The organism is Pseudomonas sp. LABIM340 (assembly GCF_040017195.2).
GTDB lineage: Bacteria > Pseudomonadota > Gammaproteobacteria > Pseudomonadales > Pseudomonadaceae > Pseudomonas.
The window spans coordinates 3,182,242-3,204,368 of record NZ_CM200227.1 but is presented as its reverse complement, the minus strand read 5'-3'; the positions used below and the strand labels follow the sequence as shown (position 1 = coordinate 3,204,368).

The following is a 22,127-nucleotide window of genomic DNA, read 5'->3' as shown; positions in this document are numbered from 1 at the left end:
GCGTGCGTGCGCCGGGGTAATGCCGCTAATCACTCCAGGGCCGAGGTCAGCTCCGGATTGCCGAAACCCAGCAACTGCGCGTTGGACCTCTCGAAATAGGCTGACCAGAAGCCCTGCAGGTTCTGGATCATCTTGCCGCTACGGTAGCCGTTCTTAGCAGTGGTCGGGACAAAAGCGGCGCCATGCACATACACCCGCGCGCCGGCGAAATCAGCCATCAGGTTCTGCTTCTGCACCTTGGCCAGCTCCGTCGCCGGATCGATGGTGCGGATGCCGTTCGCCACGTAGAAGCTGCCGAAATCGCTGTACTCGAGCATGTCCGAGAGGATGAAGACGACGTTGTCGCTCACCCCGCTCGCTTTCTGCATGTCCTGGCCGATTTCCTTGAGCGAGAAGAGAATCTCGCTGCGCGGGATATCGCTGCTGGAAGTGCCCATGGCCTTTGCGAAAGCCTGGCCGAAGCGTTTGAACATCACCTGTTGCTGCCCTTTGAGGCAATTTTCCAGCTTGCGCGTGGACATCATTGGCACGTCTTCGATCACCGAAGCCTGTAGTGGCCGCTCCAGCTCACCGGCAAATCGCAACTGGGTGTAGTGCCCGTCCAGGTAGGCGCTGAAGCTGTACAGGCGCAGTTTGTCGCCCGGCTGCATGAAGCGCTTGATATGGCCCCAGGCCGTGCGTTGCAAGTCCGGGGTCAGCGGAGTGGTCTGATCCACCACCACGGTGAGCATCCGCCCGGACGCAGGCGTGCGGAATTCCTCGACCTTGGCGGCGGCGTAACAGCTGGGCACATCGTTGCGCTCCGCCGCCATCAGGGCGGCGGGCGCGAGGGCCAGCGCAAGGAGCAGGCCGCGCAATGTCATCAGGCTTTCTCCAGCAACTGCAGCTTGCGCGCGCGGCGCAGCAGGGCGATATCGACGCCGTGCTTGGAAGCGACGTGAGGCAGATCCTCGTCCTCGAAGTCGGTCAGATCGCCCCAGGCGTTCTTGTCGAAGGCCGGTGCTACGGCGGTTGGCGCTTCGAGTACAGCGGCCACCGGCGCAACGGTCTCGACTGGCGTGGCTGGCGCGACAGCGGCGACCGGAACGGCAGCTACGGGCTCGGCCGTGGTCGTCTGGACAGCGGCAATCACTGGCTTCGGCGCGGCCACCGGCGCGGGGCTCGTGGCGAGTACGGCCTGGAACATCGGACGCAGCGACTCGAACTTCTGCTTGAGCGGCAGCAGGTCCTGATTGCTGGTGTTGATGCTAGCCACGGCCGGGCCGATGTCGTTGAAGGCCTTTGCCGCTGCGTTGAGGTCACCTTCGTCGATCAGCGACTGGACGCGGTCGATGCCCTTCTGGATGAAGTTGCGCATCATCTCGTCGGTCTGCTTGCCGGTCGCCTCGTTGGCGGCGTACACGAGGTAGTTCTCGAAGGTGCGCTGCTGGAGGTTCTTGCCAGTATCAGTCTTGGTCGTGCCGCTGACACGGAACACGCGGGCCTGCAGGCCTTGCAAGGTACCGAGGGAACTTTGCGCATCCACGGCGATGGAGCGTGCCTTGCTCAGGTGATGGCGCTCGAACTCATCGGCGTTGGCGAAACCGTGGGTCATTTCCCAGGCCTTGCGCGAATGGGTGCCGGCGAAGCCGAAGATGTAGGCCAGGAAGGTCGACGTGGTCTGGATGAACACGAACAGCACGCTGAGCACAGCGAAGGTCACCAGCGAGGCGCGGTGCAACGCATCGATCTGGTCCTGGGCGCTTTTGCCGGTGGATTGCTGGCTCAGGTTCGCCATGTCGTCGGTCAGCGGGAAATCGTCGTCGCTCCCGGTGGGGAAGTCGTCGGCGGTCTGGCTCACCGCCGGCGGGTTGGCAATCAGCTCGGCTTCCTGGGCGTTCAGGGTTTCGGTACGCACCCAGAAGGCGGCGCAGGCCAGCACCACGATGAACACCGTGTAGGCCGACGCAACGCGGTAGCGCTTGGCCGGCATCGCGCCGTCCTTGGGGGCGCGCACGCGGTTGAGCATCTGCTGGAACTCGGGACGCGCGTCGTCATCGGTGGTGTTGTCGATGGTGATCAGGTTCTTGCGCACCATGTCGCCCATGTCGCCGGTGCCACGCAGGTCCTCGAAGGACATGATGTGGCCGACCACCGAGTTCTTGTACAACTCGCGCCCGGCGAACTCCGAGAGCAGCAGGCAGATGATGGAGATTACCAGGCCGATAGCGAACGCACCGATCATCGCGGTCTTGGGCGTGGCCAGGGTCAGTGCGAACGGCGCCAGGGCATAACCGAAAGCCGTGGCCTCGATCAGCATCAGCACGATGATCAGCGCCCAGATGCCCAGGTTCTTCTCGCGGCGCCCATCCTCGTTGGCCTTGGCCAGGTAGTTCTCGCACTTCTTGAAGAAGGCCTTGTCCACCTTGTGATCGTCGTAGTACTTGGCATAGAAGGAGCACAGTTCACGCTCGGAGCTGAGGAAGCCAGAGTCCTCCGGAGTGCCCGGATGGCGGACCCAGCTGCGAATGCGCCCTACCAGCGGCAGACGCATGCGCACGTTCATCAGCCAGTAGCGCACCTCGTTCCAGTACACGATCACCGGAATGGCCAGGAAGCACAGGGTCACCACCGGCACCACGATGTACCAGTAGGCGAGGAAGAACGCTCGAATCGTATCGAACATGGTCAGCTCTCGTTATTTGCGGATGGGTTGGAAGTTGGCGACATAGGCCTGGCCTTGCTTCGGGTAGTAGATTTCCCCGCCCGTGGCGGCACCCGAACGTTTGTCGAAGACGATGTCCATACAGGTGACCGGCGACGTCGCCGGGTCCGCCGCAAACACCCGGTAGAGCACCTTGTCCTCGCCTTCGTAGGCGTTGGCGATGCCTGGGAATTTCGCGGACTGCTTCTTGCCGCCTGCCTTGTAGTTGGCGATGAACTGCATCTCCGGCTGCGCCACCACCAGCGCGTTCTCGCGCAGGATCGAAACCGGGCCGACCAGCGCCACGTGGCCGTTCACCACCTTGCCCCAGGGCCGGCCATTCATGCCCGGCAGATAGTCGGTGGTGTCCGGCTCGGCCAGTGGCGCGCCGGTGGCCAGGTTCTTCACCGCGCCTTCGCTACGCGGCATGTCGCCAATACAGGAGCTGGCGGGCACCGCCGCGTAGGCCGGGGAGATCAGGCTGAAGGTCGAGGCCTTCGGCTTGATGCCCTGGGCCAGGGCCGAGGTGGTGCTGAGCACCAGGCTGCCGCCGAAGTCGATGCTGCCCTTGCCCGGCAGGCTGATACCGTCCGGCAACGCTGCCGAGGTCTCGACGGTTTCCTCCGGCTGCACCGCAGGCACCGGCGCAGGCTTTGTAGGTGCTCGGGCCGGCTTGACTGCGGGCTTGGCGGCGGTGGAGCTGGCGGTGCCGTGGGCGAGGTATTTGGGGTTGTTGCGCTCGGAACGCACGCGCTCCACCAGCAGTTGCTGGTTTTCGACTTCAGTCATCTCGACGCGGCGGTTCTTGGCCCGGCCGGTTTCACTGGTGTTGTCCGCCAACGGACGGGAAGCACCAGCTCCCTGGTAGTAGATATCGCTGGCCGGAATGCCGACTTCGGCGAGAATACCGCCCACCGCACGGGCGCGCTGCTCGGACAGGCGCTGGTTGAACTCGGCCGAACCGGTAGCGTCGGTGTGGCCGACGACGAGGATCTTCTTGCCGGCATTCTTCGGATCGTTACGCCCCTCGGCCAGGGCCTGGGCGATCTTGCGCAGCTGGCGCTGGCCATCGACGGTGATCTGCGCCGAGCCAACGTCGAACATCGAGCTGTCCTGTACCTGCGCCTCAATCCCGACCACCGCCGGCGCGGCGCTGGGCTGGGCAGCCCCTGCAGGTTGCGCTGCCTGCAACTCGGTCACCTGGATATCCATGCCCTCTTCCTTGGCAATGGCCTGCAGGCGCTTGACGCGCTGCTGGTACAAGTAGGTCAGGCCGCAGCCCACTGCCGCTCCCGCTGCTGCTCCAGCGCCAACATTCTTGCCCGCTGCGGCGGCCAGGCCACCCAGCAGCACTGCGCCGGCGAGGCCGCCAATGGCGCAGGCAGTGGCACCGTTGGAGGCGCCCAGGCCCTTGTCGATGCTGGCGCAGCCGCTCAGGCCGAGCGAAATGGCTACGGCGAGCGCGGTCGGCCGCAGGATGGCGTTGCTGAACATGACTTCCCCTTAAGTCTTGGGTCGGCGAATGGATGCGCGAATGCCTCCCGCCGGCGTGGCGCGGCGGGCGATGACTTCGGCTATTACGAGAGGGACAACGGACGCGCCTGCCGTATGGCATAGCGCTTGGTGTCGGGTATCGGGAGCTTGCAGCGCGCGGGCACAGCCAAGCGCCAGGAGGAATAGCCCAGGTGGCGCACAGGCGCGGGGTAAGCGGTCGCCTGCAACGAACGGCGGGCGTAGGAAATCTGCACCGGTATCCTCCTTGATCGGGTAGCGAGCGCCCTGCATGGCACTGCGATCTGACTCACTTTTCGGATGCGGAATCTATCACATTTCGAGTGATATTAAAGTGCTTTCAGTGGCATTTTGACGCCAATGTGCCGCCACTCTTCCCACCCTCCCCGCGCGCTCGCACAAATGCTCTCGTCAAACATGCCCCGTGCCGCTCGGATACACTGCGCCAGCGCGGCTCCCCGCCGCGCTGGATGCAGCGGAGCCAAGATGCCAAGGGAAAATTTCAACGACCTGATCGCCTTCGTCACCGTGGCGCGCGAGGGCAGCTTCACCAAGGCGGCGGCGCAACTGGGCGTCTCCCAGTCGGCGCTGAGCCACACCATCCGCGCGCTGGAAACCCGCCTGGGCCTGCGCCTGCTCAGCCGCACCACCCGCAGCGTTTCCCCCACGGAAGCCGGCGAACGCCTGATGCAGACCCTCGCCCCACGCGTCGAGGAGATCGAGGCGGAGCTGGCGGCCCTGAGCGATTTCCGCGACAAGCCGGTCGGCACCCTGCGCATTACCGCCGCCGAACACGCGGCCAGCACCGTGCTCTGGCCGAAGCTGGCGCAAGTGCTGCCGGATTACCCGGACATCAAGGTCGAGGTGAGCATCGACTACGGCCTCACCGACATTGCCGCCGAACGCTTCGACGCCGGCGTGCGCCTGGGCGACCAGGTGGCCAAGGACATGATCGCCGTGCGCATTGCCCCGGACCTGCGCATGGCGGTAGTGGCCAGCCCCGCCTACCTTGCCCGCAAGGGCCGCCCGCTGGACGTGCCGGCACTGGCCAGCCACGACTGCCTGAACCTGCGCCTGCCGACCTACGGCGGGCTGATGGCCTGGGAGTTCGCCAAGGACGGCCACGAAGTGAAGGCGCGGGTGGAAGGCCAACTGACCTTCAACAGCAGCCCGCACATCCTGCGCGCCGCGCTGGATGGCTTCGGTCTCGCCTACCTGCCCGCAGACATGGTCACCGAGCACGTCGCCGCCGGACGCCTGGAGAAAGTGCTGGAAGACTGGTGCCCGACCTTCCCCGGCTACCACCTCTACTACCCGAGCCGACGGCAGAAATCCCGCGCCTTCACGGTGCTGGTGGACGCCCTGCGCCATCAGGACTGAAAAAGCCCGGCGCAGGGCGTTGCCGGTCAGGACAGCGTGGCCAGATCGATGACGAAGCGGTAGCGCACGTCGGAGCGTTCCATGCGCTCGTAGGCCTGGTTGATCTCGTCCATACGGATCATCTCGCACTCCGGCAGGATGTTCTTCTTGCCGCAGAAATCGAGCATTTCCTGGGTCTCGGCGATGCCGCCGATGGGCGAGCCGGCGATGCGCCGACGACCGAGCAGCAGCGGGATGCTGCTGATCTCGTCGATGGGCCCGACCTGCCCCACCAGCACCAGGGTGCCGTCCACATCGAGCAGCGGCATGTAGGGCTTGAGGTCGTGCTTCACCGGCACGGTGTCGATGATCAGGTCGAAGCTGTTGGCTGCCGCCTTCATCGCTTGTGCATCGGACGACACCAGCAGCGCATCGGCGCCCAGCTCCATGGCATCGCTGCGCTTGTCCGCCGTGCGGCTGAGCACCGTGACGGTGGCGCCCAGGCCGATGGCGAGCTTCACCGCCATGTGGCCCAGCCCGCCGAGACCGACCACGCCCACGCGGCTGCCCGGCCCCACGTTCCAGGTACGCAGCGGCGAATAGGTGGTGATACCGGCGCAGAGCAGCGGCGCCGCCTTGCTCAGGTCCAGGCCGTCGGGCACGCGCAGGACGAACTCCTCACGCACCACCAGCTGCTTGGAATAGCCGCCCTGGGTCGCTTCGCGGGTCACTCGGTCGCGGTCGTTGTAGGTCTGGGTGTTGCCTTGCCGGCACAACTGCTCCTCGCCCTTGCGGCACTGATCGCACTCCTGGCAGGAGTCCACCATGCAGCCCACCGCCACGGCGTCGCCGACCTGGTAGCGCGTCACCTTCGGCCCGACGGCGGTGACCCGGCCGACGATCTCGTGGCCCGGCACCATCGGGTAACGGCTGAAGCCCCAGTCATTGCGGGCCTGATGCAGGTCGGAGTGGCAGACCCCGCAGTAGAGCACGTCCATCGCCACATCGTTGTCGCGCAGCGAACGGCGCTCGAAGGTGAAGGGGCCGAGCGGGTCCTGCGGGTTCTGCGCGGCATATCCAAGGGTCTTCATCGGTATTGCTCCTGACGCTTCGAATGGATGGATTTCAGCGGCGGGCCGGGCGGCCTTCGACGGGGTAGGCAGGATCGCTGTAGCCGGGGGTGGAGGCATGGCCGGGCGGCACCAGGCTGTCCACGAGGGCTTCGTCCTCGGCAGTCAGCTGGACATCCAGCGCCGGCAGGTAGCCATCCCAGTGCTCCTCGGTGCGCGGGCCGGCGATCAGCGAGCTGACCAGCGGGTTGTTCAGCACCCAGGCCAGGGCGAAAGCGGCCGGCGTGGTGCCACGGGCGATTGCATGCTCGGCGATGCGCTGGGCGATCTGCAGGGATTCGGGGCGCCATTCGGTCTGCTGGATGCGCTTGTCGCCACGGCCGACGCGGGAATCCGCCGGCGGCTCGGCGCCGGGCCGGTACTTACCGGTGAGCACGCCACGGGCCAGCGGGCTGTAGGGCACCACGCCGATGCCGTAGTGGCCGGCGACAGGCAGTTGCTCGACCTCGGCGGTGCGGTCCACCAGGTTGTACAGCGGCTCGCTGCAGACCGGCCGGTCCATGCCTAACTGGTCGGCCAGGCGCACCACCTCGGCGATGCGCCAGCCACGGAAGTTGGACAGACCGTAATAGCGCACCTTGCCCTGGCGGATCAGCTCGCCCACCGCGCGCAGGCCCTCTTCCAGCGGCGCATCGACGTCGGTGCGGTGGAAGTAGACGACGTCCAGGTAATCAGTGCCCAGCCGGCGCAGGCTGTCTTCCACCGCCTGGTAGATCCATTTGCGCGACTGGCCGCGGTTGTTCGGGCCTTCGCCCAGGGCGTTGCCGAACTTGCTGGCGATCACCCAGTCATCGCGCCGCGCAGCCACCGCACGGCCCACCACCTCTTCGGAGCGGCCCTTGTGATAGACGTCGGCGGTGTCGATAAAATTGACGCCCTGCTCGAAGGCCTTGTCGATGATGCGGCGCGAGGTCGGTTCGTCGGTCTCGCCGCCGAACATCATCGCGCCCAGGCACAGGGGCGACACTTTCAGGGCGCTACGGCCCAGGTAACGGTATTCCATGGAATGCTCCTCAGGCGGCATCGCGCTCGGCGAACACGCGGCGGGCGACGCCCAGCGCGGTGGAAGCCGTGGGCCAGCCGGAATAAAAGGCCAGGTGGGTGATGGCCTCGATCAGTTCCTCGCGGGTCAGGCCGTTGTCCAGCGCCTTGCCCAGGTGGAAATACAGTTCATTGGCCTGGTAGCGCGCCACCAGGCTGGAGACGGTGACCAGGCTGCGGTCACGCGGCGAGAGGCCGGGGCGCTCCCAGACATCGCCGAATAGCACCTGGTCGGTGTAGTCGGCCAGCGCCGGGGCGATATCGCCGAAAGCCTTGTGGGCGGTGGAAGCTGGTTCGCTCATGGTGTTCTCCGCTTGACCCGTTGACTGGGGACCATGCTAGGCCCTGCCACGCCTGCGATTAAGAGCCGAAACGCGTTTGGACCTATGAGGCAGCCTCATGAATGGCCGGCTATAACCCATGAGCCAGGCTCATAGGCGAATGCGGTTTCAACCGTCTAATCACGGCGAAAGTCCTTGAGTAAAGTCCATTCCAGACGTTTCGCCGGGCATTCCTGCCCTTCCCGCTTCAGGACAGACTTTCGATTGGAGAGACTTCGATGGACAAGCGCACACTCGGCCACAACGGCCTGCAGGTTTCGACACTGGGCCTGGGCTGCATGGGCCTGAGCTACGGCTACGGGCCGGCGGTCGACCGCTACGATGGCATCCGTTTGTTACGCACCGCCTTCGACAGCGGCGTGACCTTCTTCGACACCGCCGAGGCCTACGGCCCCTTCGCCAACGAGGAACTGCTGGGCGATGCCCTGGCGCCGGTGCGCGACCAGGTGGTGATCGCCACCAAGTTCGGCTTCAAGGACGGTGACGTTTCCCTCGGCCTGGACAGCCGCCCGGAGAACATCCGCGCCGTAGCGGAAGCCTCGCTCAAGCGTCTGAAGACTGACCGCATCGACCTCTTCTACCAGCACCGGGTCGACCCGAACGTGCCCATGGAAGAAGTCGCCGGCGCCGTCGGCGAGCTGATCCGCGAGGGCAAGGTGAAGCACTTCGGCCTCTCCGAAGCCGGCGTGCAATCCATCCGCCGCGCCCATGCGGTGCAGCCGGTAGCGGCGCTGCAAAGCGAGTACTCGCTGTGGTGGCGCGAGCCGGAGAAGGAAATCCTCCCGCTGCTGGCCGAACTGGGCATCGGCTTCGTGCCCTTCAGCCCGCTGGGCAAGGGTTTCCTCACCGGCGCCATCGACGAGAGCACGCAGTTCTCGGCCAGCGATTTCCGTAACGTCGTGCCGCGCTTCTCCGAGGAGAACCGCAAGGCCAACGCCGGGCTGATCGAGGTGCTCGGCCGCCTCGCCGAGAGCAAGGGCGCGACCCGCGCGCAGATCGCCATCGCCTGGTTGCTGGCGCAGCAACCGTGGATAGTGCCGATCCCCGGCACCACCAAGCTGCATCGCCTGGAAGAAAACCTCGGTGCGGCCTCGCTGGTGCTGGACGCCACCGACCTGGCGGCCATCGAAGCGGCATTGCGCGAGATCGAGATCGTCGGTGAGCGCTACCCGGCGCACCTGCAGCAACGCGTCGACCGCTGAGGGAAAGCCCGGCGCCCACAGGTGCCGGGCGCTTGCCATCAACCCTCGAAGGTCACCGGGCGCAGTGGCGCAGTGTTGACCTTGAGTTCGAAGACGTCCGGCCGCGCATAGTGGCCGACCACGTCGAAGTCGAGGTTGCCCTGCTCCAGCAGGCCCATGTCGAGGTCGGCATAAAGCTCGGTCTCGCAATCGAACACCGGTCCGGCCAGCACCTCGCCCAGCGGGCTGACGATCATGCTGCCGCCCCGCATCACGTAGTCGTCTTCCTTGTGCGTCAGGCCGAATGCCTCGCGGTGCTGCTGCGGGTATTCGCCGAGGCGGATCGCCTGGCAGGCCGAGAGCACGAAAACCCGGCCTTCCAGCGCGATGTGCTGCATCGACGCAGCCCAAGTCGGGCGATCATCCGCCGTCGGCGTGCAGTACAGCTGCACGCCCTGCGCATACATGGCCTGGCGCAGCGCCGGCATGTAGTTCTCCCAGCAAATCACGCTGCCCAGCACGCCGAACTCGGTCTGCACCGGCTCGATGGTCGAGCCGTCGCCGAAGCCCCAGATCAAACGCTCCTGCCCGGTGGGCATCAGCTTGCGGTGATAGCCGGCGATGCCGCGGCCGGGCGCCAGGGTCACGGCGGTGCAGTAGAGGGTGCGGCCGTGACGCTCGATGATGCCGACCACCGTGGTCACGCCCGTCTGCTCGACGCTTTCGGCCAGCGCGGCCAGTTCAGGGCCGTCCAGCACCACGGCGCCCTCGACGTAGCGCTGGTAGAGCTCGCGCCCGGCGGCGCTGCGGTTGCCCACCACGCTGCCGAAGGCTGCGCCCTTGGGATAGCCGCCGATGTAAGCCTCGGGGAATACCGCCAGTTTCGCGCCCTGCTCCGCCACCCGGCGCAGGATGCCGGCGGCCTTCTCGACGCTGGCCATGGGCTCGTAGGGAACGGAGGCGGCCTGGATGATTGCTACACGGGTCATGGGGACTCCTGTCTGAGCTGACTGTCTGAGAATTTTTTCGGGGCCTAGAAGCGGCTGATGTCGTTGTCGCGGGTTTCCGGCAGGGTCTTCCACAGCACCACCAGGCACACCAGGGAGACCGCCGCCAGATAGGCCGCCGGCAGGTTCGCATCGCCGGTCTGGCGGATCAGCGCGGCAGCGATGAAGGGACCGGGGCCGGCGAGGATCGCCAGGGCCAGGTTGTGCCCCAGGGCCGCGCCGGTGGAGCGGATCGACGCCGGGAACACTTCCACCAGCAGCACCACATCCATCACCGCAGTGATCGCCACCAGCACGCCCATCACCGTGAGCCCGGCGAGGATCGCCAGCGGGTTGCCGGTGTTGAGCAACAGGAAGATCGGGTAGGCCAGCACCGTCAGTGCGGCAGCCGCGCCCAGCAAGAGTTTGCGCCGGCCGATGGCGTCGCTCAGGCGGCCGATCAGCGGGTTGACGATCACGTAGACCACCAGCGCGATGCTGCACAGCCAGAGCGCGCTGCTGCGCGGCAGGCCGACGGTGCTGACCAGGTGGTTGTTGGCGTAGGTGATGAAGTAGTACAGCGACACGCCGAACAGCGCGGAGAAGGCGAAGGTAGTGATGAAAGCCCGGCGGCGCACGGCCTTGCTCGGCGCCTGCGCCTTGAGCGCATCGCGCTGGCGCACCATTTCCTCGTAGACCGGCGTATCACCCAGCTTGCGGCGGATGAACACGGCGATGCCGGTCATCACGATCGACGCCACGAACGGTAGGCGCCAGCCCCAGGCCGCCAACTGCGCATCGTCCAGCGCCGAGGAAATGCTCGCGGCGGTGAAGGTGCCGAACAGGAAGGCCAGCCCGGCGGTGCCGGTGATCACGCTGGCGGCGGTGGCGCGGCGGTTCGACGGCGCGCTCTCGACGATGTAGATGCCGGCGCTGGACCACTCGCCGCCGACCATCATGCCCTGGATGAAGCGCATGGCGATCAGCAGGATCGGCGCAGCGATGCCGATTGCCTCATAGGAGGGCAACAGGCCGATGATGGTGGTGCAGACGCCCATGCCGAACACCGTGATGATCAGCACCGCGCGGCGGCCGAAACGGTCGCCGATGGGGCCGAGGATCAACGCGCCGAACGGCCGCGAAAGGAAACCCACGGCGAACACCGCCAGCGACGAGAGCAGCGAGACTCCCGGCGCGCTGGAGGGGAAGAACAGCATGCCGATCACCGCGGCGAAGTAGCCGTAGATGGCGAAGTCGAACCACTCCATGAAGTTGCCGATGCCGACCGCGATGGCCCGCTTGCGGATATCCGACTGCCCGCCCCTGGTACGGATGCTGCTTGCACCCACGCTTTGCGAAATCGCGTCCACAGGATTCTCCATCCCTTGTTATGGTTGTGTGGACGCCAGACTAGGAATCCCCGCGGGCGCAGGGCAAACGATTAGGAAATATGAGCCGGATTAACATACGTAATATCTCGCGGATCGACCTCAACCTTCTGCTCACCTTCCACTGCCTGATGACCGAGCGCAGCGCCACCCGCGCCTCGGCCGTATTGCACGTGACCCAGGGCGCGGTGAGCGCGGCGCTGCGCCGGCTGCGCGAGCATTTCGCTGACGAACTGTTCATCCGCACCGCTTCGGGCATGCAGCCCACGCGCAAGGCGATGGAACTGGCGCCGAAGATCGCCGAGGCGCTGACCTCGATCTCCGGCGTGCTGGGCAGCGAGCCGGAATTCTCCGCCCACGAGTCCAGCTACGTGTTCAACATCGGGCTGTCCGACGACATCGAGGCGTACCTCGCGCCACGCATCGTCAACGCCGCGGCAGCGGAAGGTCTGGGCGTGAGCTTCGCCTTCCACCAGAGCAACAGCTCGCTGTGGAAACAGTCCCTGCAGGACCCGGACATGGACCTGGTGATCTGCAGCGAACCGAAGGATTTCGGCACCAGCTACTCGTCCCAGGTGCTGTTCTCCTCGTCCTACTCCTGCCTGTTCCGCCCGCGCGGCCGTGCGGCGGACCAGCCCATCGGCCTGGAGGAGTACTTCGCCGCGAACCATGTGCGGGTGTCCTACGACGGCCGCCGTGGCTTCATCGACGACATGTTCGAGGCCGCCGGCTACGCGCGCCGGGTCACCGCATCCTTCACCCACTTCAGTGGCGTGCTGACGACGCTGATGAGCAGCGAGGTGATCGCCACCATCCCGACCTTCGCCGCCGAAAGCTACGCGGCGATGACCGACCTGACCGTCAGCCCGGTGCCCTTCCCGGTGCCGTCCTTCCGCTGCTTCATGCTCTGGGACATCGCCCGCCACAACAAACCGCACCACGACTGGCTGCGCCAGTTCATCGGCGAGTTGGGGCAGAAGCTGGGTTGAGGCGCCAGCTCGAAGTCTCAGGGTGCCAGGAGTCACGCGCTGCGGGATCACGGTAATGGAAACCGCCGGCGCGCCTGATGCCGATCCCGCCTTTGTAGGATGGGTGGAGCGCAGCGATACCCATGCTGGCCGTGCGTGTGCGTTGATGGGTATCGCTGCGCTCCACGCCATCCTGCGTAGCGCCTCGGCCGTACTGGTAGGGCGTATAACGCGCCAGCGTTATCCGCCGTGACGTTATCGGCGGATAACCCGTTCCGGGTTATGCGCCCTACGGTCGGACTGCGGAATCACATTGTAGGAGCGGGCCATGCCCGCGATCGCGAGCATGGCTCGCTCCTACAGGGGAACGTGGGCGCAGGGGCTTTCGTGCGGAATTGCCCGACGGCCTCGCAGTTCCTGAAAGCTGTCAGCCTGCGCTGGTAATCCTGCTGCGGGAGGCACGGGAAGGTCCCTACACTTTTCCGGCGTTGCGGTCCTACGAACTCACTGCTTAGCGTTTCGCCCTGCCACAGCGTCATCGTGGCCAGGTGTGGAAACCTGATCTTTGTTCGTAATCGCTGTATGCAGTGGCAGTCCGGCACCACCTCGGTGCCGGATTCGCTTCGCTGTCTATGGCGGGCCGTGTGAGGCGGGCTTTGGCCCGGCCGGCGTTTACGAACAAGCTGGTTTTCCACCCTTGCACGGTCCGCCTCCCTCTTCGGCAGTTTCGGGCGGCGGCTTCTTGAGCGTACAAGGAGCAACAGCATGAACCTTTCGATTTCCCCGGCCGATGACGGCCTGATCCCGACCCTGTTCGTCCGCTACAACCGGCAACTGCGCGCCCTGCTGATCGAGCAGCAGGCGTGGTTCGTGGTGCGTGACCTGAGCAAACTCATCAACCGCCCCGTCGAAGCCCATCTCATCGGCCGGCTGGACCACGACCAGTCCCGCCGCGAGCGCCTTGCCGGCAGTCCCGAGCCGGAACTGCTGGTCAGCGAGAGCGGCCTCTACGCCCTACTGCTGATCTACTGCCACCACCCGGAAAACCGCAGCCTGCGTCAATGGCTGACCAACGATGTGGTGCCTACCCTGCGCGATTTGTCCAACCACGACGTCCGATTGCCACGTCGGCGCATGCAGCACCTGCTGGGCGAATCCCTGCCGGTGATGGATTGGCAAGGCAACCTCTGGCTGCGCTGGCGCGACGCCGTCGGCCTGATGGAAAACCACCTGCGCGCCTGACAGCCTCAGCGGCTTTTGCAGGATGGGTGGAGCGCAGCGATGCCCATGCTGGCCGTGCGTATGCGTTGATGGGTATCGCTGCGCTCCACGCCATCCTACGATCTGACACCGAATTCAACCTGTAGGAGCGGGCCATGCCCGCGATCCGCAGGCAAGGCCGGCGCCTACAAGCACTCCAAGGGCATCCGACGGAACAACGGCTCGCTCGCCAGCACCTTGATGCCGGCTGGCGAGCTTTCCAGCAGTCGGCGCTCGCTGTCGGCCACCTGCAACTCCAGGTCGAAATCCTGCCCGCCCAGACTCTCGGCGATGGCGCGCACAGCGTCACGGGCCCAAGGCAGGTCAGAATCGAATTGGCCGAGCAACTGGCCGTGGCGCTGGATGATCAGGCGGTACTTCTGCATGGCGGACTCTCGTGGAAATCGAACGGATGAATTACTTGGTATCGAATCGAAACCTTGACAGAGCCTACCGTCCTGGCGGATTTTGTCCAGGTAGTTTTTGGTCGACACCACTTCCAGACCCGAGAATCCCGTCATGAGCCTGCCCGCCGTTTCCCTCGACGCCCTCCTCACCGGCCGCGCCGTGCCCTTCACCCGGCCCGGCTCGCGTAGCGCCATCGCCAAGCAGCCGCGCCAGGCCAACCTGGCGGTGACCACGCTGGGGCTGGAGAGCGACGAGCAAGGCGACCTGCGCGTCCACGGCGGCGTCGAAAAGGCCATCCATCACTACCCCCGCGAGCACTACGCAGACTGGGCCGCCGAGCTGGGCGCGCACCCGTTGCTGGGCCAGCCCGGCGCATTCGGCGAAAACTTCAGCACCACCGGCTGGACCGAAGCGAACCTCTGCCTGGGCGACCGCATCCGCGCCGGAACGGCCTTGCTGGAGGTGTCCCAGGGGCGCATGCCCTGCTGGAAGCTCAACGACCGCTTCGACGTGGCGCAGATGGCCCTGCGGGTTCAGGAATCGGGACGTACCGGCTGGTACTACCGGGTGCTGGAGGAAGGCTCGGTGTCCGCCGGAGCAACACTCGAACTGGTCGAACGGCCCTATGCCGAATGGTCGCTGCAACGGCTCTCCGCCGTGCTGTTCGACAAGCGCGTGGACGCCGACGTGCTGCGTGAATGCCTGGAACTGCCGCTGCCGCCGAACTGGCGCCGCACCCTGTCGCGGCGCCTGGAGAACGGCGCGGTGGAAGACTGGAGCCCGCGCCTGGAAGGCAGTCCGAAAGCCTGACTCAGGACTCCACGGCGCGCGCCGGAACCTCTGCCGGAGCACGGTGCAGGCCGATGGCCCAGAGCACACCGACGGTCAGCAGGACAATCGCCAGCGCCTCCACCGGGCCCGGCAGCCGCTGCTCGTTGATGTAGGCATAGGCGCAGGCGAACAGCGTCTCGAAGACGATCAGCTGGCCACCGAGGCTCATCGGCAGGCGTCGCGTCGCGGCGTTCCACAGGCCATTGGCGACCCACGAGCCGAAGATGGCGAGGAACAGCGACACCCAGAGGAACACCATCCAGCGCTCCGAGGAAATGCCGGTCGGCACCGCCTGCGGCGCGATCAGCACACCGACGCCCGCCAGCACCACGGCCATGACCCCGGTGACCACGCCGGTCAGCGTCGACCATTCGTGGCTGGTGAAGTGGCTGGCCTTCAGGTAGCGCGCGTTGGCGGTGGCGTACCAGGACCAGCAGACCACCGCCGAGAAGCCGCAGACGATGCCGAGGATGCGCTCACCCGGCGTGCTGCCGGCGGCCATCAGCGCCGAGGGGTCGAGGTTGATGCAGAGGATGCCAAGGGCCACCAGCGCCAGCGGCATCTTCATCCGCGACAGCGGCAGCGAGTCCTGTTCCGAACGACTGCGGTAGCTGATCGCCAGCGGCATGATGCCGTTGATCAAGGAGGCCGCTGCCACCCCGGCAAACTGCACCGCCGCCGACAGCAGCGCGAAGTACAGCAGGTTGCCGGCCAGGGACAGGCGAATCAGCATCGACAGGTCTTCGCGGCTGACCCGGCGCAGCAGGCCGAGGGCCACCGGCAAGGCGATCAGCAGCGAAATGGCGCCATACAGCGCGAAGCGCACGGAACTGATCAGCAGTGGATTGAATTCCGGCACCAGCGACGGCGCGAGGATCACCCCGCCCCAGATTGCCCCTGCCATGCCTGCGTAGACCACCCCGCGCTTCATTTCCAACAACCTCGACACTTCAGTGAATGCCCATAAAGAGCCGCCACGGTAGCGGTTGTGGTAGGTTCTGACCAAGGATAAATCCGCACCGAGACATTCCTTTCAGGAATGTCTTAGCCTTTCATTGGAGAGCCATCATCAGCCGTTACCTGCGCACCCTGCCACCCCTGGAAACCCTCATCACCTTCGAGGCCGTGGGCCGCTACGGCAGTTTCACCCAGGCCGCCACCGAGCTGTTCCTCACTCAGAGCGCGGTGAGCAAGCAGATGCGCGCGCTGGAAGACAGCCTCAAGGTGCCGCTGTTCGAGCGCAAACCGCGCGGCGTGACCCTCACCGCCGCCGGCGCGGAGCTGCTGACCACCGTGGACATGCTGCTCGATCGTCTGCAGCACAGCGTGCGGCGCATCCGCAACGTGCACCAGAGTAACGCCGTGTCAGTGCTGGCGACCCATGCGCTGGCGCAGTTCTGGCTGTTCCCCAAGCTGATCGAGTTCAACAAGGCCCACCCCGGCATCGCCGTGCATGTCCACGCGATCAACGAGATCGATGAAGCCAGCCTGGTGGATTTCGACCTGGGCATCCTCTACGGCGCCGGCGACTGGACCACGCTGAACAGCCGCTTCGTGCTGCCGGAGGTGGTCTACCCGGTCGCCCGCCCGGATTTCGACGCCTCGCGCATCACCACCCTCGACCAGCTCGCCGCCGCGCCGCTGGTGCAACTGGATACCTCGGCCTGGAGCTGCCTGGACTGGCACGACTGGTTCGGCCACTTCGGCAAGGACTACCAGCCAGCGGAGAGCGACCCGGTATTCAACCAGCTCACCCTCGCCTACCGCGCCGTGCAGCAGGGCATGGGCATTGGCCTGGCCTGGGGCTTCATGGCCGACGAAGCGGTGGCCAACGGCGAGATGCAGCGGGTGACCGACCTCGCCCTAGTCACCGAACGCGGCGAGTACCTGGTGTCCCTGCGCCACCGCCAGCTGTCACCGGCGGCGCAGTTGTTCCATGACTGGTTGCTGGCCTCGGTCAGCTCCGTCTGAGCCTGGCAGGCAAATCCGCGGAAAACCGTCTATGCCATCTGGAGCATGCCCTCCGGCGTGCACCGGCGGCCTCCAGGTCGTGCACGATAACGGAGCTTTGCGGGCGTTGCCTGTCGAGGCATGGCTTTCCTGGAGCGGGTCCCTTTCAAGGAAGCGGAGATCCCTTCATGAAGCTCAATCAACCGACCGTGGGTCCCATCGTGGGCCATACCTCGACCGACCTCGTGCGCATCTTCCTGCGCGGCAGCCAGGAGCGCGAGGGCGACGGATTCCGACGTTGCTTCGCGATACTGCGCTGGCGCCCCGCCGGCGGTAACTGGTCCAAGCCACTGTTCAACAAGCTGACCTTGAACTTCGACTTTACCGGGGTGCTCGTGCCACAAGGGCTCACTCCAGCCACCCGCTATGAATATCAGGCTTGCTGGTTCTTCGCCGAAACTGAACTGGAGAGCCTGCCTGCAATCGATGAAAAAACCTTCGAGTGGCCCACCCCGGAAGATGGCCTATACGATAGTTTCACCACCAGCCCTGCCAACGATCTCGCGCCACGACGTTACGCCGTCGGCTCCTGTCGCTACCTGTTGCGGCTGTTCGAACAAACGCTGTTCGACGACCGCGGCGACAAGCTGTTCCGCTCGATACTGGAAAAGCGCAAGAACGAACCAGTCGACGGCCTGATGATGATCGGCGACCAGATCTACGCGGACGATCTGAATTTCATCGCCCCGGACACCACCATTCTCCAGTACCTGGAACGCTACCGGTCAGTCTTCTCTCAACCCTACATCCGCAAACTGATGGCGAATGTGCCGACCTACATGATCCTGGATGATCACGAAATCGAGGACAACTGGCCCAAGGGCGCCAAGCGCAAGTCGGCGACCACGCTGTTCACCAACGCAATGTATGCCTACCAGATCTACCAGTGCAGCCACAGCCCGCTGCTGAATGTAACGCCCGATGGCCGCCTCGACGGGATTCCGCGCCGGTACTGGTACAGCTTCAGCGATGGTTGCGCCGACTGGTTCGTCATGGATTCGCGCACCGAGCGGGTCATCGCGCCGGATGATCCGAGCCGACACCAGATGATCAGCCAGACGCAGATGAAAGCCTTGCTCGACTGGCTCGACGACCAGTCAGCCCGCGTGAAACTGGTGGTCACTTCAGTGCCCATCTTCCCCGACATGGCTGCGGAGAACGACGACAAGTGGGGCGGCTTCCAGGCGCAGCGGCAAACCATACTGGAGCACATTCGGACAAAGGGCATTCGCAAGGTCGTCTTCGTCTCCGGAGACGTCCACTGTTCTTTCGCCGGCCGGCTGGAGCTCAAGAACGACAGCAGTTTTGCCGTTCACTTCGTGGTGTCCTCGTCCTTCTACTGGCCAACCGCGCATATGCAGGAGCATCAGTTCGCTTTCGGTAGCGCACTGCAGGGAACCGCTCCGCAGCAATACGTCAGCAAGCGCCTGACCCAGGTCCACTCAGACGACAACTACGCTCGCCTGGAGGTTTCGCCCACAGACCTGGTCGTCCGCTACTACGACCGCAAGGGCAGCGCCCTGGAGAAAAAGAAGATCACTTTCTAGCACCGGCCGCAAAGGCGGGGCCACCTTGCCGCGCCCCGCCAAGCGGTGGCTCACCTTGGAGCCGGGAAGGCAACCTCGGACAATGGTTCGAGAACCTTGTATCGCCCGGCGTATCCCGCGTCCTCGATGTTCTCGATCAGGCCAGCGTAATTCAGCAACGGAATGGTTCGTGCCGGTTCGCCCGGGTCGTTACCGAAGAAGTTCTCCCAGTGCCCAAGCAGGACGAGGCTGGGGCGGGTCACCTGCAGCAGTCCATTGGGGTAGTAGTCCACCTGGTTCCAACTGGCCGCACAGAGTATCTCGACATCCACTGCTTTGCTGTCCGCCAGCAGCGGCGGAAAGCCGTAGGGAGGGTTCGCCGCGCTGTCCTGGAAATGGATGCGGTAGACCGGCCGGCCCGCTTCGTCGAGCAGGTCGATCAACCACGCGAAGGTATGGTGGCCGAGCTTCCAGTCACGGATGTATGTAGGCACCCGCCCCAGATCGTCGTCATAGGCGCCTGGCAGGAAGTTGTAACGAAACACGTGCCCGGCATGCTCACTGGCAATCGGCATGGCCCGGATGCGTCCCAGCGGCTGCCCTTCGGGGAGGTTTTGCGCGGTATCGCCGTCACGCATGCGGCCACGGATCGAATAGAACCAGGTCCCCCTGACGCCAGGCAGGCCTACCGGCGCGATTTCGGCTCCGCCCGGCTCGACGATACGCGCCGGGTCCACCAGCGGCCGGGGGTCGTTCTCGCTGCGGTGCGCACGGAGAATGTGCGCCATCGTTTCCGAACCGAATACCCTGGCCTTGGGTGTATACCGATCCATTATCCTCGGCACGTCGAGCAGATGGTCGTAATGAGCGTGCCCTACCAGCAGCATGGTGACGTCATCCGCGCGAGGCATGTAATCGGCGATGCGCTTCTCGTCGGCGGACACAAAAATCGGCGGGAAGCCCGGCAGGCCCGGGTTGGAGAACATCGGCGCGATCAGCACGCCTTCGCCGCCCCAGTGGATCAGCCAGCCGCCGACTCCCAGGTACTGCAACTTCGGCTCGGGGAGCCCTCTCTGGTTGTCGACCTTGAGCCCTCGGGATGCAGGCGAATGAGTGCAGCCCAGCAGCAATACAAAGAACAGGGTGAGGATGATTCGCATGGCCAGCACTCGCTGATCCAGCACCCGGCGGCGCTGGCTCTCCGAAGCTTAGTCGCTCCTGCCAACCTTACGGCACAAGCGCAGGCTCAGGAAAAACGACTACGCAGCCGCTCGATCACCTGTGCTAACGATGGTCCCTGCACCACCGGCGGTATCGGCGCTTCGCCGAATTCGCGCCAGACGAACAGGGTCAGTTCGGCGCCGTCGGTCTGGGTGGCGGCGTCGTCGATATGCGCAAACTTGCCGAGCGACCGATAACGCTCATCGGCCCAGAACGCTTCCTCGACCCACGCGTAAACCGGGATGAAATGGAAGTGGATCGGCAAGCCCGGCGAATGGCCGAAGCGGCCGATGTACAGCCATTTGGGGTGCAGCGTTTCTTCGAGGACGCGTTGTACCTTCGCCATCAGCACGCCCATTTCCGCCAGCGCGGCTTCCGGCAGGTCGGCCAGGGAGTCCACCGGCTGCTTCGAACCGAGCATCAGGTAGCCCGGCAAGGCGGACGCCAGATGGTGGTTGAGCAGCCAGTGCTCGGTCTGGTGGATGACGTGGGTGGCAGGAATCTGCATCGACTGGCGTCCAGCGCAAAACGGGACGCCAGCCTAGCAGACTGAACCCTTGAGATCGCCCTTGCAGGGCCGTTCAGGCGAGCGCGACCCAGCCGCGGAAGGCGAAGCCGACGTAGAAGGCCTCGATGCGGCTGAAGCCGGCCTCCCAGAGCAGCGCTTCGTCCTGTTCGGGCGTGAGAATGTTCAGGTGCGCGTCCACGGCGCTGCGTGCCTGCTGTGCGTTGGCCGGTTCCATCCCCGCGCTGACGGCGAACTCGGCATAGCGCGATAGCCAGCGCGCGCGTTCACCAGCGCCTTGCGGCACGCAAAGGTGCCCCATGACGAAGGCCGCGCCGGGCCTCAACCGGGCGTGGATCTCACGCAACACGCGCAGGCGTTCCGCCTCGGGCAGGAAGTGCAGGGTCAGCAGGCAGGCGCCGCCGTCGAACGGGCCCGGCGGTGCGTCTTCGATGTAGCCCTGCAGCAGGTCGGTGCGCCGGGCGTTCGGCCCGAGCATCTGCGCTGCCACCGCGAGCATCTCTGCAGACGGATCAACACCGGTGAAGCGCCAGCCCGGCTGGGCTTCGGCGAAGGCGCGCAGTTCCATGCCGCCACCCGCGCCGAGCACCAGCAGTTGACCGTCGTGCGGTGCCTGCTCGGCCAGCAGGATGGCCGCCATGCGGTGCAGGTCGAACAGGCCGGGGACGAAGCGCGGCGGGTTTTCCGCGTAGCGCGCGGCGGCGTCGGGGTCGTGGAACGGAGCCATCAGTTCGGAGTGGTTCATGCAGAATCCCTTGCGTTTCACTCGCTGGCGAACAGCTTCTTCAGCTCCCGCTCGCTCACGGCCTTGGCCATGGCGGTGAGGAACACCTTGAACAGCAGCCCGCAGAACATCGCGGTGAGGGCGATGGTGAAGAAGGTCGCTACCAGCCAGTCGACCGGCGCCCAGCCACTGGCGATCACTACCGGACGGTAGACCAGGGTGCCGGCGATCACCACCCAGTGGCTGAAGCAATAGAAGCACTGGAACAGGTGGCCGACCTGCGGGTGGACCTTCCAGGCCAGCGCGCGCAGCGGAGCGAAGAGTTCGGTCTGGGTGACGGTCATGGACAGCGCGGAGGCGGCGATGGCCAGGGCAAGGCAGGTCCACAGCGCACCGGCCAGTGGCGAGTTCAACAAATCGAGCATGGGAGGGTTCCTGAGAGGGCGGTGAATGGGGCTTCGAATCTTTCGTTACTTTTAAAGTAACTTGATTGAGCACGCAGGGTCAACGCCGGTCATCGACCGGCATTTCAGCCAGGAATAATCAGTGGTCTTTCGGGTAAAGCGCGGTGAAGCGTTCGGCGAGATCGGCCAGGGACACGGCGCCCAGGCGCTCCAGGAGGATGGCGGTGGCCTGCTCCATGGCGTCCTGCAGCGCGTCGTTGACCACCTTTTCCACCAGGCAGTCCGGGTGCACGTTATCGAAGCCCATGGCGAACAGGCGCTCGCTGCCCACCGCGCGGTAGACGTCCAGCAGCGTCACCTGTGCCAGGTCGCAGTCCAGCGTCCAGCCGCCGCCGTGGCCTTTTTCCGAGCGCACGTAGCCGGCCTCGCGCAGGCCGCCCATGGTCCGCCGCACCACGGCCGGGTTGGTGCCGAGCATCTGGGCGATGCGCTCGGAGGTCACGGGCTGGTCGTCGCGGGCCATGTGCAGCAGCACGTGGAGCATGCGCGAGAGGCGGCTGTCGGTTCGCACGGCGGGGTCTCGAAGATGAAGGCGCCTGCATCATCGCACCCCGCCGCGGCGCGGTTC

22 protein-coding genes are annotated in these 22,127 nt (G+C 65.3%); 7 read left to right on the top strand and 15 right to left on the bottom strand.

Annotated elements, in window-relative coordinates:
- Positions 1–29 precede the first annotated feature (29 nt).
- The 3 genes from ABKS89_RS14785 to ABKS89_RS14775 are packed head-to-tail and all read right to left on the bottom strand — an operon-like array spanning position 30 to position 4,177.
- Positions 30–863 (bottom strand): hypothetical protein, encoded by an 834-nt coding sequence (locus ABKS89_RS14785; protein ID WP_348588896.1) that lies wholly within the window; start codon positions 861–863, stop codon positions 30–32.
- A complete protein-coding gene (locus tag ABKS89_RS14780) occupies positions 863–2,665 on the bottom strand; it encodes a hypothetical protein (RefSeq protein ID WP_348588897.1) in 1,803 nt (600 codons plus the stop codon). Before ABKS89_RS14780 ends, ABKS89_RS14785 begins: the two co-directional genes overlap by 1 nt.
- 12 nt (positions 2,666–2,677) lie before the next feature.
- Positions 2,678–4,177: an OmpA family protein gene (locus ABKS89_RS14775; RefSeq protein ID WP_348588898.1), complete on the bottom strand. Its 1,500-nt coding sequence runs from the start codon at positions 4,175–4,177 to the stop codon at positions 2,678–2,680.
- Positions 4,178–4,681: 504 nt separating this feature from the next.
- Between ABKS89_RS14775 and ABKS89_RS14770 the strand changes: the two genes are divergently transcribed.
- Positions 4,682–5,575: a LysR family transcriptional regulator gene (locus ABKS89_RS14770; protein ID WP_348588899.1), complete on the top strand. Its 894-nt coding sequence runs from the start codon at positions 4,682–4,684 to the stop codon at positions 5,573–5,575.
- A 26-nt stretch (positions 5,576–5,601) separates the two neighbouring features.
- Here the strand turns inward: ABKS89_RS14770 and ABKS89_RS14765 are convergent, their stop codons facing one another.
- From ABKS89_RS14765 to ABKS89_RS14755, 3 genes are read right to left on the bottom strand one after another with little or no spacing between them, the layout of a single operon-like run.
- Positions 5,602–6,645: an NAD(P)-dependent alcohol dehydrogenase gene (locus ABKS89_RS14765; protein WP_348588900.1), complete on the bottom strand. Its 1,044-nt coding sequence runs from the start codon at positions 6,643–6,645 to the stop codon at positions 5,602–5,604.
- A 34-nt stretch (positions 6,646–6,679) separates the two neighbouring features.
- Complete coding sequence (locus ABKS89_RS14760) at positions 6,680–7,687, bottom strand: aldo/keto reductase (protein ID WP_348588901.1); 1,008 nt, start codon at positions 7,685–7,687, stop codon at positions 6,680–6,682.
- A 10-nt stretch (positions 7,688–7,697) separates the two neighbouring features.
- Positions 7,698–8,027, bottom strand: a complete 330-nt coding sequence (locus ABKS89_RS14755) for a carboxymuconolactone decarboxylase family protein (protein ID WP_081520836.1) — start codon at positions 8,025–8,027, stop codon at positions 7,698–7,700.
- 257 nt (positions 8,028–8,284) lie between these two features.
- On the opposite strand from ABKS89_RS14755, the gene ABKS89_RS14750 reads away from it, so the two are divergent.
- A complete protein-coding gene (locus ABKS89_RS14750) occupies positions 8,285–9,268 on the top strand; it encodes an aldo/keto reductase (RefSeq protein ID WP_348588902.1) in 984 nt (327 codons plus the stop codon).
- 38 nt (positions 9,269–9,306) lie between these two features.
- Here ABKS89_RS14750 and ABKS89_RS14745 read toward each other — a convergent pair whose 3' ends face one another.
- Complete coding sequence (locus tag ABKS89_RS14745) at positions 9,307–10,236, bottom strand: carbon-nitrogen hydrolase family protein (protein ID WP_138216705.1); 930 nt, start codon at positions 10,234–10,236, stop codon at positions 9,307–9,309.
- A gap of 44 nt (positions 10,237–10,280) precedes the next feature.
- On the bottom strand, positions 10,281–11,603 hold the full coding sequence (locus tag ABKS89_RS14740) for an MFS transporter (RefSeq protein ID WP_081520839.1): 1,323 nt from the start codon (positions 11,601–11,603) through the stop codon (positions 10,281–10,283).
- Positions 11,604–11,683: 80 nt separating this feature from the next.
- Between ABKS89_RS14740 and ABKS89_RS14735 the strand changes: the two genes are divergently transcribed.
- Both ABKS89_RS14735 and ABKS89_RS14730 read left to right on the top strand, forming a co-directional pair.
- A complete protein-coding gene (locus tag ABKS89_RS14735; RefSeq protein WP_348588903.1) occupies positions 11,684–12,610 on the top strand; it encodes a LysR substrate-binding domain-containing protein in 927 nt (308 codons plus the stop codon).
- A gap of 744 nt (positions 12,611–13,354) precedes the next feature.
- On the top strand, positions 13,355–13,831 hold the full coding sequence (locus ABKS89_RS14730) for a BRO-N domain-containing protein (RefSeq protein WP_348588904.1): 477 nt from the start codon (positions 13,355–13,357) through the stop codon (positions 13,829–13,831).
- A gap of 164 nt (positions 13,832–13,995) precedes the next feature.
- On the opposite strand, the gene ABKS89_RS14725 is transcribed toward ABKS89_RS14730, so the two are convergent.
- Complete coding sequence (locus tag ABKS89_RS14725) at positions 13,996–14,235, bottom strand: cytoplasmic protein (protein WP_348588905.1); 240 nt, start codon at positions 14,233–14,235, stop codon at positions 13,996–13,998.
- A gap of 133 nt (positions 14,236–14,368) precedes the next feature.
- Between ABKS89_RS14725 and ABKS89_RS14720 the strand changes: the two genes are divergently transcribed.
- Positions 14,369–15,067, top strand: a complete 699-nt coding sequence (locus ABKS89_RS14720) for an MOSC domain-containing protein (protein ID WP_348588906.1) — start codon at positions 14,369–14,371, stop codon at positions 15,065–15,067.
- Position 15,068: 1 nt separating this feature from the next.
- Here the strand turns inward: ABKS89_RS14720 and ABKS89_RS14715 are convergent, their stop codons facing one another.
- Positions 15,069–16,019 carry a DMT family transporter gene (locus ABKS89_RS14715; protein WP_348588907.1) on the bottom strand — a complete coding sequence of 317 codons (951 nt, stop codon included), beginning with the start codon at positions 16,017–16,019 and terminating at the stop codon, positions 15,069–15,071.
- A 194-nt stretch (positions 16,020–16,213) separates the two neighbouring features.
- Between ABKS89_RS14715 and ABKS89_RS14710 the strand changes: the two genes are divergently transcribed.
- The gene (locus ABKS89_RS14710; protein ID WP_518301024.1) at positions 16,214–17,059 is read left to right on the top strand and encodes a LysR substrate-binding domain-containing protein; all 846 of its coding nucleotides are present in this window, start codon (positions 16,214–16,216) and stop codon (positions 17,057–17,059) included.
- 167 nt (positions 17,060–17,226) lie between these two features.
- Positions 17,227–18,645 (top strand): alkaline phosphatase D family protein, encoded by a 1,419-nt coding sequence (locus tag ABKS89_RS14705; RefSeq protein ID WP_348588908.1) that lies wholly within the window; start codon positions 17,227–17,229, stop codon positions 18,643–18,645.
- A 50-nt stretch (positions 18,646–18,695) separates the two neighbouring features.
- Here ABKS89_RS14705 and ABKS89_RS14700 read toward each other — a convergent pair whose 3' ends face one another.
- The 5 genes from ABKS89_RS14700 to ABKS89_RS14680 all read right to left on the bottom strand — a co-directional run bounded on the left by ABKS89_RS14700 (position 18,696) and on the right by ABKS89_RS14680 (position 22,070).
- Positions 18,696–19,784 carry an MBL fold metallo-hydrolase gene (locus tag ABKS89_RS14700; RefSeq protein WP_348588909.1) on the bottom strand — a complete coding sequence of 363 codons (1,089 nt, stop codon included), beginning with the start codon at positions 19,782–19,784 and terminating at the stop codon, positions 18,696–18,698.
- 86 nt (positions 19,785–19,870) lie between these two features.
- Positions 19,871–20,353, bottom strand: coding sequence for an HIT family protein (locus tag ABKS89_RS14695; RefSeq protein WP_348588910.1), 483 nt, complete (start codon positions 20,351–20,353; stop codon positions 19,871–19,873).
- Between the two features lie 73 nt (positions 20,354–20,426).
- Positions 20,427–21,116, bottom strand: a complete 690-nt coding sequence (locus ABKS89_RS14690) for a class I SAM-dependent methyltransferase (protein WP_138216712.1) — start codon at positions 21,114–21,116, stop codon at positions 20,427–20,429.
- Positions 21,117–21,133: 17 nt separating this feature from the next.
- Positions 21,134–21,520, bottom strand: coding sequence for a DUF1360 domain-containing protein (locus ABKS89_RS14685; RefSeq protein ID WP_138216713.1), 387 nt, complete (start codon positions 21,518–21,520; stop codon positions 21,134–21,136).
- 118 nt (positions 21,521–21,638) lie between these two features.
- Positions 21,639–22,070 carry an Rrf2 family transcriptional regulator gene (locus ABKS89_RS14680; protein WP_081520848.1) on the bottom strand — a complete coding sequence of 144 codons (432 nt, stop codon included), beginning with the start codon at positions 22,068–22,070 and terminating at the stop codon, positions 21,639–21,641.
- Positions 22,071–22,127 lie beyond the last annotated feature (57 nt).